14 protein-coding genes are annotated in these 12858 nt (G+C 38.7%); 1 reads left to right on the top strand and 13 read right to left on the bottom strand.

The features are described from left to right. Positions 1 to 34: 34 nt before the first annotated feature. The 9 genes from fabG to BK580_RS13995 form a co-directional block, all read right to left on the bottom strand. Positions 35 to 775, bottom strand: coding sequence for a 3-oxoacyl-[acyl-carrier-protein] reductase (gene fabG / locus BK580_RS13955; protein ID WP_078380929.1), 741 nt, complete (start codon positions 773 to 775; stop codon positions 35 to 37). Next, positions 768 to 1724, bottom strand: coding sequence for an ACP S-malonyltransferase (gene fabD / locus BK580_RS13960; protein WP_078380930.1), 957 nt, complete (start codon positions 1722 to 1724; stop codon positions 768 to 770). Before fabD ends, fabG begins: the two co-directional genes overlap by 8 nt. Beyond that, entirely contained in the window at positions 1724 to 2743 is a 1020-nt protein-coding gene (gene plsX / locus BK580_RS13965; RefSeq protein WP_078380931.1) for a phosphate acyltransferase PlsX, read from the bottom strand. Before plsX ends, fabD begins: the two co-directional genes overlap by 1 nt. Before the next feature lie 26 nt (positions 2744 to 2769). Further along, the gene (gene fapR / locus BK580_RS13970) at positions 2770 to 3336 is read right to left on the bottom strand and encodes a transcription factor FapR (protein ID WP_078380932.1); all 567 of its coding nucleotides are present in this window, start codon (positions 3334 to 3336) and stop codon (positions 2770 to 2772) included. A 167-nt stretch (positions 3337 to 3503) separates the two neighbouring features. Further along, positions 3504 to 5552 (bottom strand): ATP-dependent DNA helicase RecG, encoded by a 2049-nt coding sequence (gene recG, locus BK580_RS13975; protein ID WP_078382776.1) that lies wholly within the window; start codon positions 5550 to 5552, stop codon positions 3504 to 3506. Continuing rightward, positions 5545 to 6432, bottom strand: a complete 888-nt coding sequence (sdaAA, locus tag BK580_RS13980; protein ID WP_078380933.1) for an L-serine ammonia-lyase, iron-sulfur-dependent, subunit alpha — start codon at positions 6430 to 6432, stop codon at positions 5545 to 5547. Before sdaAA ends, recG begins: the two co-directional genes overlap by 8 nt. Before the next feature lie 50 nt (positions 6433 to 6482). After that, entirely contained in the window at positions 6483 to 7145 is a 663-nt protein-coding gene (gene sdaAB, locus BK580_RS13985) for an L-serine ammonia-lyase, iron-sulfur-dependent subunit beta (RefSeq protein ID WP_078380934.1), read from the bottom strand. Between the two features lie 127 nt (positions 7146 to 7272). Beyond that, positions 7273 to 8946: a DAK2 domain-containing protein gene (locus BK580_RS13990; protein WP_078380935.1), complete on the bottom strand. Its 1674-nt coding sequence runs from the start codon at positions 8944 to 8946 to the stop codon at positions 7273 to 7275. Between the two features lie 16 nt (positions 8947 to 8962). Next, a complete protein-coding gene (locus tag BK580_RS13995) occupies positions 8963 to 9325 on the bottom strand; it encodes an Asp23/Gls24 family envelope stress response protein (protein WP_078380936.1) in 363 nt (120 codons plus the stop codon). A 364-nt stretch (positions 9326 to 9689) separates the two neighbouring features. Here BK580_RS13995 and rpmB point away from each other — a divergent pair, with 364 nt between their 5' ends. Next, complete coding sequence (gene rpmB / locus BK580_RS14000) at positions 9690 to 9878, top strand: 50S ribosomal protein L28 (protein ID WP_010193132.1); 189 nt, start codon at positions 9690 to 9692, stop codon at positions 9876 to 9878. A 156-nt stretch (positions 9879 to 10034) separates the two neighbouring features. On the opposite strand, the gene spoVM is transcribed toward rpmB, so the two are convergent. The 4 genes from spoVM to rsgA all read right to left on the bottom strand — a co-directional run bounded on the left by spoVM (position 10035) and on the right by rsgA (position 12849). Further along, positions 10035 to 10115, bottom strand: coding sequence for a stage V sporulation protein SpoVM (gene spoVM / locus BK580_RS14005; protein ID WP_078380937.1), 81 nt, complete (start codon positions 10113 to 10115; stop codon positions 10035 to 10037). A 70-nt stretch (positions 10116 to 10185) separates the two neighbouring features. After that, a complete protein-coding gene (locus BK580_RS14010; RefSeq protein ID WP_078380938.1) occupies positions 10186 to 10842 on the bottom strand; it encodes a thiamine diphosphokinase in 657 nt (218 codons plus the stop codon). 473 nt (positions 10843 to 11315) lie between these two features. Then, positions 11316 to 11969, bottom strand: coding sequence for a ribulose-phosphate 3-epimerase (rpe, locus tag BK580_RS14015; RefSeq protein WP_078380939.1), 654 nt, complete (start codon positions 11967 to 11969; stop codon positions 11316 to 11318). A 1-nt stretch (position 11970) separates the two neighbouring features. Then, positions 11971 to 12849, bottom strand: a complete 879-nt coding sequence (gene rsgA, locus BK580_RS14020; protein WP_078380940.1) for a ribosome small subunit-dependent GTPase A — start codon at positions 12847 to 12849, stop codon at positions 11971 to 11973. Positions 12850 to 12858 lie beyond the last annotated feature (9 nt).

Raw genomic sequence — 12858 nt, forward strand, 5'->3', positions numbered from 1 at the left:
TATCAGGTCTGAACGAGCCGTTCCGCTTTTCTTGTTACATTACCATTCCGCCGTCTACGTGGATTGTTTGGCCGGTGATGTAGGAACTTTTTTCGGATGCTAGGAAGGAGACAACTGATGCGATGTCTTTTGCTTCTCCAAATCGTGCTAATGGAATATGCTTTAACATTTCTGTTTTCACTTCTTCTGTTAACTTATCTGTCATGTCAGTTGTGATAAAGCCAGGAGCAATCGCGTTCGCTGTAATATGTCTTGTTGCTAGTTCTTTAGCAGTTGTTTTGGTGAGCCCAATTACTCCAGCTTTAGCTGCCACATAGTTAGCTTGCCCAGGATTTCCACTAACACCAACAATAGATGCGATGTTGATAATTCGTCCGGAACGCTGTTTCATCATTTGTCTTGTTACAGCTTTCGTGGCATTAAAGACACCTTTTAGGTTGATATTAATAACATCATCCCATTCATCTTCTTTCATCCGCATAAGTAGATTGTCTCTTGTAACACCAGCATTATTTACAAGAATGTCGATGGTGCCAAATTGTGCAAGGCTTTCCTTCATCATTGCCTGTACTTCATCCATGCTTGCTACATTCGCTTGAACAGCAATAGCATTTCCACCCATATCTTTTATCGCTTCTACTACCTCATGTGCTTTTGCTTCACTACCAGCGTAGTTCACAACTACATTTGCACCTTGTTCTGCTAATTCTAAAGCAATCGCACGGCCGATTCCACGTGATGCTCCTGTTACGACAGCTGTTTTTCCTTTAAGCATTTGTTGAACCCTCCACTTCGAAATATTCGATTGCTTTTTGTAACGTTTCCAAATCATAGACAGGAATTGTCGTTACTTTACGGTCAATCTTTTTAATGAGGCCTGATAATACTTTGCCTGGACCAACCTCAATAAATGTGTCTACTCCTAGTTCAATCATTTTTTCAACAGATTGCTCCCAACGTACCGGAGAATATAATTGTTGAACTAATTTTTCACGCATCTCACTTGCTACACTCATTTCTTCTGCATTGACATTTGCAATGACAGACATTTTCGTATCTTGAATGTTAATGCTAGCGAGTGTTGCAGCAAGTTTTTCCGCAGCTGGTTTCATTAAACTTGAGTGAAATGGTCCACTCACAACTAAAGGAATTACTCGTTTTGCACCTTTTTCTTTTGCTTTTTCCGAAGCTACTTTTACACCTTCAGCTGATCCGGAAATAACGATTTGACCAGGGCAATTTAAATTAGCAAGCTGAACCGGCGCTACTTCACTTGTAACTGTATCTGTTACTTCCTTCAACGATACTTCATCTAAGCCCAGAACTGCTGCCATCGTTCCTTCTCCAGCCGGGACAGCTTCTTCCATAAATTTACCGCGTAAATGCACCGTATGAACAGCATCTTCAAAACTTATCGCATTTGCTGCAACTAAAGCGGAATATTCACCAAGACTATGTCCTGCTACATAATCAGCCGTAATCCCTGCAGCTGTTAATTTTTGAAGAATCGCAATGCTAGTTGTTAAGAGTGCAGGTTGAGCGTTATATGTTAAAGTAAGCTCTTCTTGAGGCCCTTCAAACATAAGGGACGATAAGTTAAACCCTAACTTTTCATCTGCATTTTTAATAATAGCATTAACTTCTGTGTATTCATTTGCAAGTTCTTGCCCCATCCCAACACTCTGAGAGCCTTGACCTGGAAAAACAAATGCAACTTTACCCATTATTGTCCTCCGTTCTCACTTTCTGTGACAAATTCCATTTTTTCAATCGTCGTTGTTATCGTGCCAACCATGTCTGATTGGAGCATTTCTCTCGTTTGGCGAATTGCGTTAAAAAAAGCGTTCGCATCAGATGAACCATGTGCTTTCACTACTGGTGCTTTTAAACCGAATAGTGCAGCTCCCCCATACTCTGAGTAATCCATCTTATTTTTTATTATTTTCAATTTCGGCTTTAAAACAGCGGCTGCTAGTTTGCTTTTAAAATCGCTTGTTAATGCATCTTTTAACATGGTAAACACTGATAGTGCTGTGCCCTCGATAGCTTTCAATGCGACATTACCAGTGAATCCATCTGTAATTACTACATCAGCAACACCTGTTAAAAGGTCACGCGATTCAACATTTCCCACAAAATGAACAGCACCAGATTCTTTTATTAATTCATAGGTAGCCTTTGTTAGCTCATTACCTTTATTATCTTCCGTACCAACATTCAACAATCCAACTCGCGGTGCTTTAACACCTCGAACTTTTTCTGCATAAATAGAACCCATTAAGGCGTATTGGAATAAATGCTCAGGTTTAGCATCAACATTTGCACCTACATCTAGCATTACAAATCCTTCTCCGCCTATTGTTGGGAAGGTAGGTGAAAGTGCTGGTCTTTCAATGCCTTTGATTCGACCTACTACTAGAAGGCCAGCAGTCATTAATGCACCTGTATTACCAGCGGAAATACAAGCATCTGCATTACCTTCTTTCACTTCTTTTGCCATTAGAACCATAGAGGAATTCTTTTTTCTACGAACCGCTTTGACAGGCTCTTCATCTCCAGAGATTACTTCTTCTGTATGTATAATCGTAATATTTTTGTCGTTCGTTAAGTATGGACGGATTTTACTTTCATCTCCAACTAATGTGAATGTCACATCAGAATAAGCCTCGACCGCCTTCATTGTCCCTTCCACGATGGATTTAGGAGCATGATCGCCACCCATAGCATCAATTGCAATTCTCATCATGTTTACTACCTGCCTTTGCTATATTAAAAACTTGTAGAGCGAAACATCTCAAATTCACCATGAAATACCTTTTCACTACCAACGGTACTCTTAACCTCAACGGTTGTTCTACCTTTTTCATTATCCACTTTACTTACAACCGCTTTCGCTACAATTCGTTCTCCTACCTTTACAGGTCTGGTAAAACGAATGGTTGCCTTTGCCGTTAATGCTAGTTCATCATTTATCACCGCTACCGCTAAGGAGTTTGCTTGTGCAAATAAATGGTGACCTCGTGTGATGTTATTTCGACTAAAAACATGCTCATTCTGTACATCAAAAATCGATATGGCGCTATGGTCAAGCTCAAGATCAATAATCTCTCCGATCACTTCGTCAAGGGGTAATGAGCGCACCTCTTTTTCTAGTGTTCGCGCAGCTACATTTTTAATTCTTTCTCGTAATTCTGGTATACTAAGTTCCAAACGATCTAATCGAATCGTTTGAATACTAACTTGAAAAAACTCCGCCAATTCTTCATCCGTAATAAAAGGGTTCTCTTTAATCTTATCTTTTAACGATAATTGACGCTCCTTTTTGTTTCTTTTCATCCTTTTTAACACCATCCGAACTATTATGACTAGGTACTAATAGTAGTATATATAGGAGTCCGTCAGATTGCAAGAAAAAATGTGCGTAAAAAGGAAAGATTGCTCGTAATTACACAATTTTAGAACTTGAAAAGGAAGCTGGCTACTACAAGCCAAACTCCCCATTATTAATCAAGCTTATCTCCATCTAGCACACCTGATTCCTCAATTACATTACGTAGACCTTGATATTGATCTTCTTCCCAAAAATCTGATGAATGAAGCATCTCATAAGCGTCCTGTCTTGCTACTTCCAACGCTCGATAATCATGAACCATATCTGCTACTTTAAATTCTGGTACACCGCTTTGTTTTCTCCCGAAAAAGTCACCAGGTCCTCTTAGTTCTAAATCTTTTTCCGATAAAACGAACCCATCATTTGTTTCAGTCATGATCTTCATTCGCTCTTTTCCAACTTCAGATTTAGGGTCGGCTAACAATATACAATAGGATTGTTCGGAACCTCGCCCAACACGTCCTCTTAGCTGGTGCAATTGTGATAATCCAAAGCGTTCGGCATCATAAATAACCATCATTGTTGCGTTGGGCACATTCACCCCGACCTCTACCACCGTTGTTGAAACTAAAACTTGAACATGGTTCTCACTAAATTTCTGCATGACTTTTTCTTTTTCGTCTGAATTAAGTCGTCCATGCATTAAGCCAATATTCCAGTTACCATCGTAATAGTGAGTCAACATATCATGTACGTCGATAGCGTTTTGGACATCAAGCTTTTCGGATTCTTCTATAAGCGGACAAATTACATAAGCTTGTCTACCCTTTTGGAGTTCCTTTTCTACAAAAGCCAATACTCGGTCAATCATTTGGTGCTTAGCCCAATAAGTTTCAATCACCTTACGACCGGCAGGCATCTCATCTATTACTGAAACATCCATTTCTCCAAATGCAGTGATTGCGAGCGTTCTTGGAATGGGAGTTGCCGTCATAAATAACACATCTGGGCTTTCCCCTTTTTCCCTCAGCACTCGTCTTTGCTCCACCCCAAACCGATGCTGTTCATCCGTAATAACTAACCCTAATCGAGAAAAATCCACTTCCTCTTGGATTAGGGCATGAGTCCCAACTAGGATATCTATTTCACCTTTTCCCAGTCTTTCTAATAGTTCTCTTCGACGTTTTCCTTTTACTGAACTTGTTAAGAGTTCAATTGTTAAAGGGGTGTTCGCAAAAAGGCTTGTTAAGGACTGGGCATGTTGTTCTGCTAAGATTTCAGTCGGTACCATAAGTGCACCTTGATATCCTGATAAACAAGATGCGTATAAGCATATAGCCGCAACTACAGTTTTACCTGATCCAACGTCCCCTTGTAATAAACGATTCATCCTAAATGGGGTAGATAAATCACCCAAAATCTCTTTTAATACACGCTGTTGTGCACCTGTTAGCGGAAATGGAAGCGTTGCAATAAAGTCAAGTAAAGCCTTCTCAGTAAAGTTATGAATAATACCTTTAGAATGCTCACGTTTATATTTACGTAAGGCTTGTATTTTTAATTGAAACAATAAAAATTCTTCATAGACAAAATAACGCCTGGCATGCTTTAACACTTCTTGATTAACTGGATTATGTAATGCTTGAATAGAGTCACTTTTTGATGGCAATTTATATTTACTTAATAACGATGATGGCAATGAACTTTCAAGCTCGTTTCCATATACCTTAAGTGCGTTGCCAATAAATTTCCTCATTTGTTTTACCGTGATGTTTCCTTTTACGGAGTATACTGGTTCCACTTCTTTTTCCTTTGTAAATGGACCAAAGTGTATTTCTAAAACGGTAATAGTCTGACGATGCTGATCCCATTTTCCAGTTACAGTAACGGTGTCGTTTATCGCTAGCTTGTTCTTATAAAACGGGCGATTAAAACAAATCGCTTTTACTAAAAAGCGCCCCACAAATAACCTAAACGTTAATCTTGATTTCTTTTTCCCATAATACATAAGAGAAGGTTCGCCATGAACCTTCCCTTCGACTGTAATTTTTTCATCATGTTTTACTTCTGAAATATCCCGCAGCCGATAATCTTCATAGCGGTATGGAAAATGCATTAGTAGATCCTCGACCGATTGAATCCCCATGGCATAAAGGGAATTAGCCGTTTCTTCGCCAATTCCTTTTAAATTTGTAATCGATGTTTCAGCTAATTTACTCACCTTTTTGTAAGGGAACACCAAATATTTTCGCTTCTAGCTCACGTCCAGTTGGTGTCGCCGCCAACCCTCCTTGTGCTGTTTCTTTAAGTGCTGTTGGCATTGTTAGACCGATTTTGTACATCGCGTCAATAACTTCATCACAAGGAATGGTGCTAGTAATTCCTGCGAGGGCCATATCCGCTGCTACCATAGCATTTGCAGCCCCCATTGCATTTCGCTTTACACATGGGACTTCTACTAAGCCTGCAACAGGGTCACAAACTAATCCTAACATGTTTTTAAGCGTAATGGCCATTGCTTGGGCACTTTGATCTGGAGTCCCCCCTGCCATTTCCACTATTGCTGCTGCTGCCATCCCAGAAGCCGAACCTACTTCTGCTTGGCACCCACCTGCCGCACCTGAAATTGATGCATTGTTCGCAACAACAAATCCAAAAGCTCCTGAAGTAAATAAAAAGTTAATCATTTCTTCACGTGTCGGATTTAAAACATTCTTCACTGCGAAAAGTGTCCCCGGAACAACACCAGCAGAGCCGGCAGTTGGCGTGGCACAGATCGTTCCCATTGCCGCATTCACTTCATTAGTTGCGACAGCTTTACTTACAGCATCTAAGATATTTTTACCCGTTAGAAAGGTTCCTTTTTCGATATATCTTTGAAGTAGTACTGCGTCACCACCAGTTAAACCTGAAACTGATTTAACTCCTTGTAACCCCCGTTCTACAGCTTGTTCCATTACTTCTAGGTTTTTATCCATTTGAGCAATAATAGTTTCTCTGGTTTTCCCTGTGAACTCCATTTCTTGCTCAATCATAATTTCGGATATTTTTTTATTCGTACTCTCAGCAATCTCTATTAATTCAGCAACATTACGAAACATTTTAATTTCCCCCTCGACGAGATGAAAGCGTTAACAATATTTTTTGAAAGTTAATCTACTATCTTCGTTACTTGTGTTATATGTGGAAGTGCAGATAACTCTTTTATAACAGCATCATTGATATTCTGATCTACTTCTATTGTCATCAAAGCCTGTTTCCCTTTTTCTTTCCGGGAAACTTCCATATGACCTATATTAATCGCGAATTTCGCAAGTACATTAGCAACTGCAGCTATGGCACCGTAACGATCATTATGCACGACTAGTAATGCTGGGTGGTTTCCTGAAAGTCTTAGCTCAAAACCATTTAACTCTGTGATCTCAATTTTTCCGCCACCTATCGAAATCCCAACTAATTCTAATTCACCTTCGTCATCGCCAATCAGTACTTTTGCAGTATTAGGATGATCGGTAATTGCATCTTCTTCGTGAAAAGAAATCCGCATTTCTAAAGACTCTGCAATTGCTAAGGATGTTTTAATTCTTTCGTCAAAGGTATCAAAATCAAGTAATCCTCCAACAATAGCAACATCTGTACCATGACCTTTATAGGTTTTAGCGAATGAGCCATAAAAAGAAATGGTTGCCCATTTTGGCTGTCTCCCAAACAAACTTCTGGCAACTCGACCAATTCTAGCAGCACCAGCAGTATGTGAACTAGATGGACCAATCATGACAGGACCGATTATGTCAAATACACTTCTATATTTCATTTTTTCCCACTCCCCCTACGCGACAATTATAACAAAGTTTATCATTTTTTTGTAAACAGACAAAAGAAGGGTATTAACCCTCCTTTAGTTTTACGTAGATTCCTAAAAGTTCTATTAGGTTTTACTACTATTCAATCGAGAATATATAAGAGTATAACGGCTGTTTTCCGTTATGCACTTCTACTTCTGCATCCGGGTAAGCTTGCTCTAGTTCTTCTACTAACGCTTCGACTTCATCTTCAGCTACATCTTCTCCGTAAATCACGGTTAAGATTTCTGCCTCTTCGTCCATCATCGTATCAAGTAGGTCTTTTGCAGCCTGTTTTTTGTCCTTGCTTGTAATGACAATTTTACCATCTGCAATTCCCATGAAATCATTTTTCTGGATTTCAATGCCATCGATGTTCGTATCTCTTACAGCAAAGGTAATTTGACCAGTTTTTACTGATTTTAAAGCTTCCTTCATTGTTGCTTCATTTTCTGTTAGTTCTCCAATAGGATTGAATGCTAAGATCGCAGCCATTCCTTGAGGAACTGTTTTACTTTCAACTACCACAACATTTTGCTCCGCAACTTCCGCAGCTTGTTTTGCCGCCATTACGATATTACTGTTGTTTGGCAGAATAATAACGTTATCTGCATAAACATCCTCAATCGCTTTTAAGATATCCTCCGTGCTTGGATTCATCGTTTGACCGCCCTCAATAACAGCCTTCGCTCCGATACTCTTAAATAGCTCAGAAATCCCTTCTCCCATTGCAACTGCGATAATACCAAACTTTTCACGTTTTTTCTTTACTTCAGGTGCAATAGTTGGAGTTGCATAACTCTCTTCTTCAAAAAGAAGGTTACTATGCTGTTCACGCATATTCTCAATTTTCATATTAATTAAGCTACCATAGCCTTGTGCATATGTTAACACATCACCTGGTTGTTCAGCGTGGATGTGTACTTTTACTAGCTCTTCATCTGCAATAACTAACAAAGAATCTCCATATTGAGATAAATCATTACGGAAATTTTCTTCTGTAAAAGGTAATTTTTCCGCCTCAAAGCGCACCATAAACTCTGTGCAGTACCCAAACTCAATGTCCTCTGTGTTCATGTGAGCTTGTACACCTTTATGATGCTCGGCATTTACTAATTCGTTCATAGAAGTAGTTGATACGATATCTTCAATCCTTTGCCCTTTCAACTCTGCTAAGAAGCCTTCATAGATATAAACTAAACCTTGACCACCACTATCTACAACACCGACTTCTTTTAATACAGGTAAAAGATCAGGAGTACGTTTTAAAGATGCAATTGCTTCTTTTAACGTTTCTTCCATTAAAACGATAATATCATCTTCGTTTTTGGCAACGCTTACTGCTTTTTTCGCAGCATCTTTTGCAACAGTTAAGATTGTACCTTCAACTGGCTTCATTACTGCTTTATAGGCAGTTTGGACACCAGCTTCTAGAGCTTCTGCAAAATCTTGACTCGTAATCGTTTCTTTTGATTCAATATGTTTCGAGAATCCACGGAATAATTGAGAGAGAATTACTCCTGAGTTACCTCTTGCACCCATAAGTAGGCCTTTAGCCAGAGCAGAACCAACCTTACCGATATGCTCTGATACATTATTCCTAACTTCCTTAGCTCCTGAAGTTATAGAAAGGTTCATGTTCGTTCCCGTATCCCCATCTGGCACCGGAAACACATTCAACGCATCAACAATCTTGGCGTTGTTAGATAAATGATTTGCACCTTGAATAACCATTTGTGCAAAACGTTTCCCATTTAGAACTTTTACTGACACTAAATTTTCCTCCTTATTACGGGTTCGTAACTCGAACTCCCTGTACATAGATGTTTAATGATTCCACGGAAAGACCGAGCATTTGATTTAGGGTGTATTTTACTTTTGTTTGAACATTATGCGCCACTTCTGAAATTTTCGTCCCATAGCTTACAATAATGTACATATCAATATGTAGCTGATCTTCATCTTGACGTACAATAACGCCCTTTGTGAAATTTTCTTTTCGAAGAATTTCTGATAACCCATCTTTAATTTGACTTTTGGAAGCCATTCCTATGATACCGTAGCAGTCAATAGCTGCTCCTCCTGCAATAGTTGCAATTACATCATTAGAAATATCTATGTGACCATAAGATGTTTTTAATTCGATGGACATAAAGGTTCCCCCTTCAATTGGTTTTTTCACCTTATCTACTCGCTATTTTACTATAAATTAAAGGTTTTTGAAAGAAGGCGATTACTATCGTAACAATACTATTATTATACTGAATGCTAGAAACATGTATGTCAAGGCTTTTTTCTTGAAAGCTTTCTTTAGAACTATTGCAATGAGGCGGGTTGTATGTTAAATTATATAAGTATTTTCTACAGTTTAATTTGCAGAAGAAAGACGTTACAAATGCCTACTTCTTATAGTCGAAAGGTAGCTGGATTGTTTTTCTTACACTAATAAGAATGTATTTTCTCATTAGTATGAAAATATTGATTGATGTTTCTTTGTAGTTAGGAGGGAATTTAACATGGCACGTAAATGTGTAATTACTGGTAAAAAAACTGGTTCTGGAAACGCACGTTCTCACGCAATGAACTCTACAAGACGTACTTGGGGTGCAAACCTTCAAAAAGTTCGTATCTTAGTAGATGGTAAACCAAAGCGTGTATACGTTTCTGCAAGAGCTTTAAAATCAGGTAAAGTTGAGCGCGTGTAAATCAGGCGCACATACAAAAGCGACAGGGTTTCCTGTCGCTTTTTACTTTGAGTTTTTCTGTTCAAGCACCTTTTTATTCATACTTAACATTTTTAGTTAACATGATTAAATTATTTATCTGGTATATCTATCAAAAAAGCACCTAATTTAGGTGCTTTACTCCTTTTTAAACGAACCCAGCATCGCACGGATGATTCCACCTAAAAACCTTGGCAACTTTATTGTATAAAATCTCATTCCCTTTCCCTCCTCCGAACTTTTTACCATTATTAATAAATGAATAATTACGTACTGATGTACAGATCCGTTAAATAATAGGGGATAAATCACGGCTCCTTATCACCATTAATATGCCATCCTTAAATGAAAAAGTACCAATTTCATTATCTAGTTCATTACTTATACATAGTGTGTCGCCCCATTGAATATTCCTATTTTTTAACGGATACTTGAACCCTTCCAGCGTCAGTGCCGTTACATTTGGGGTTATGGGAATAAAAGAAATATATGGTAATACTGAGCTTCTTACAATGGAATGCTTGCTTTTATTTACTAGGAATAGGACATTCTGTTTATCATGAATACTAATTAATGTTCCTTGTTGAAGCCCTTTTATTAGCAGTTGCACATTACCAAAGAAGTGGTCGAGTCTTCCTCCTGTTACTCCGAATAATTTTATTTTGTCAGGTTTCTTACTTAAAGCCCAGTTTACGGCGATTTCTGTGTCTGTTTCGTCTTTTTCACTTGGAAATATCTCTATTTCCTTTAACTCTTTTCTCATGTGACTAAGCTCTGTCTCTGTTACAGAATCAAAGTCGCCGAAGGCTTTTACTGGCTTGATATTTTCTTCTAATAAATAATGGACTCCTCTGTCTACACCTACCCAGATTATGTTTTCGTTATTTGTTTTTTTTAGGTCAGGCAACTGATTTCTAGGTCCACCTGCTACTATATGTATAATCATCTTTTTTGCTCCTTGTTTCTGAATAATTGATTTGTTTTTAGGGGCTCTATTTGATTTATTCGACCATCATAACCTATCATTCGAGTAATTTTCTATTGCATTCGCCATATAAATTTTTTACTTCCTTTTGTAATAGGCTACCCCTGAAAATAGAGGGTAGCACATTACACACCCTGTAGATCTCCGTGCCAGGTGTTCGCTTTCCGCGGGGCGCTTGTGGAGCCTCCTCGGCTTTGCCTGCGGGGTCTCCACAAAACGCTACTTCCCGCAGGAGTCTCACACCTTGCACTACGATCTACAGGGGAGACGGGTTCAACATATTGTTCAAATTTTTCATAAACCATGGTGCAAATTTCTTTGTATGGGTGTCAGTCCTGAAGATAGGAATACTTGTTAAACAGAGCCCTAAAAATAAAAAAGCCTTCATAATGAAGACTCTTCTGCTTACAACTGATGGGGGAATCCCTAAATAATTATGTTAAATCCCCACGAATGGCTGAAATTGCTTGCTTACGATCTTTCTTTTGGTAAATGGCTGAGCCTGCCACTAATACGTTTGCACCAGCTTCAACACAAAGTGCGGCAGTTTCTGGATTAACTCCTCCGTCTACTTCTACCTCGACAGACAATCCCTTTTCTTCGATAAGTGAGCGCACCTGTTTGATTTTTGGAAGTACACTAGAAATAAATGCTTGTCCTCCAAAACCTGGATTTACCGTCATTAATAAGACAAGGTCTACATCATCCAGAATAGGGACGATGTTTTCGACAGGGGTTGCTGGGTTAAGTACAACTCCAGCTTTTACTCCTTGTGCTTTGATTAGCTGGATTGTGCGGTGTAAATGACGACACGCCTCTACATGGACAGATATTATATCTGCCCCTGCTTTTGCAAATGCAGGAATATATTGATCTGGATTTTCTATCATTAGATGTACATCTAATGGGAGTGTTGTTACTGGACGTACAGCCTCAACAATTAGCGGTCCTATTGTGATATTGGGAACAAAGTGACCGTCCATTACATCAATATGAATATAGTCTGCTCCACCTTGCTCCACTTCTTGAATGTCTTTTTGAAGGTTAGCAAAATCTGCACTTAGGATAGAGGGGGCAATTTTAATCATATTAGTACCTCGGCTTTCTGTCTTTTATTTCTTCTACAAATGATAAGTAATGTTTATAGCGAAATGGGGCAATTTCTTCTCCTTCAACAGCAGCCTTCACTGCACATTTCGGCTCCTTTACATGTGTACACTCTCTGAATTTACATTGATCACTAAGATTGACGAATTCAGGGAAATACTCTTTTACTTCTTCTGCTTCTATTTCTAAGAATTCCAGTGAACTAAAACCAGGTGTATCTGCAACAAAACCATTATTTATTTCCATTAGCTCCACGTGGCGTGTTGTATGCTTTCCACGACCTAAATGGGTGGAAATATTATTGGTTTTCAACTCTAATTCTGGTCGTAACACGTTTAATAAAGAGGACTTTCCTACGCCAGATTGTCCAGCGATAACGGATGTTTTATCCTTTAAATATGGTAGAATTTGTTTTAATTGTTCTGGTTCCTTTGTTGAAGTTAGCACAACCTCGTAGCCAATATTACGATAATATTCAGCGAAGCTTATTAGTTTTTCATCTTCATCAATCAAATCCATTTTAGATATGCAAATAAGAGGGGTTACTTCTTTTGATTCGATTAAAACTAAAAATCTATCTAATAAAACGGTGCTAAATTCAGGCTCTAATGCAGAAAATACTAGGATTGCTTGATCAATATTCGCAATAGGCGGTCGAACTAGCTCATTTTTTCGAGATAAGACTTCTAGAATATACCCTTCTCGGTCATTATCTGCTTGAAAAACAACCGAGTCCCCAACGAGAGGGGTAATTTTATTTTTGCGAAATACCCCTCTACCTCTACATTGGGTTATATGGCCATCTGCTGTCAAAACATAATAAAATCCACTCAGTGCTTTGACAATCTTGCCTTCTGGCATACACTCACT

The organism is Sutcliffiella halmapala (genome assembly GCF_002019665.1).
In the GTDB taxonomy this organism is placed as follows: domain Bacteria; phylum Bacillota; class Bacilli; order Bacillales; family Bacillaceae_I; genus Sutcliffiella_A; species Sutcliffiella_A halmapala.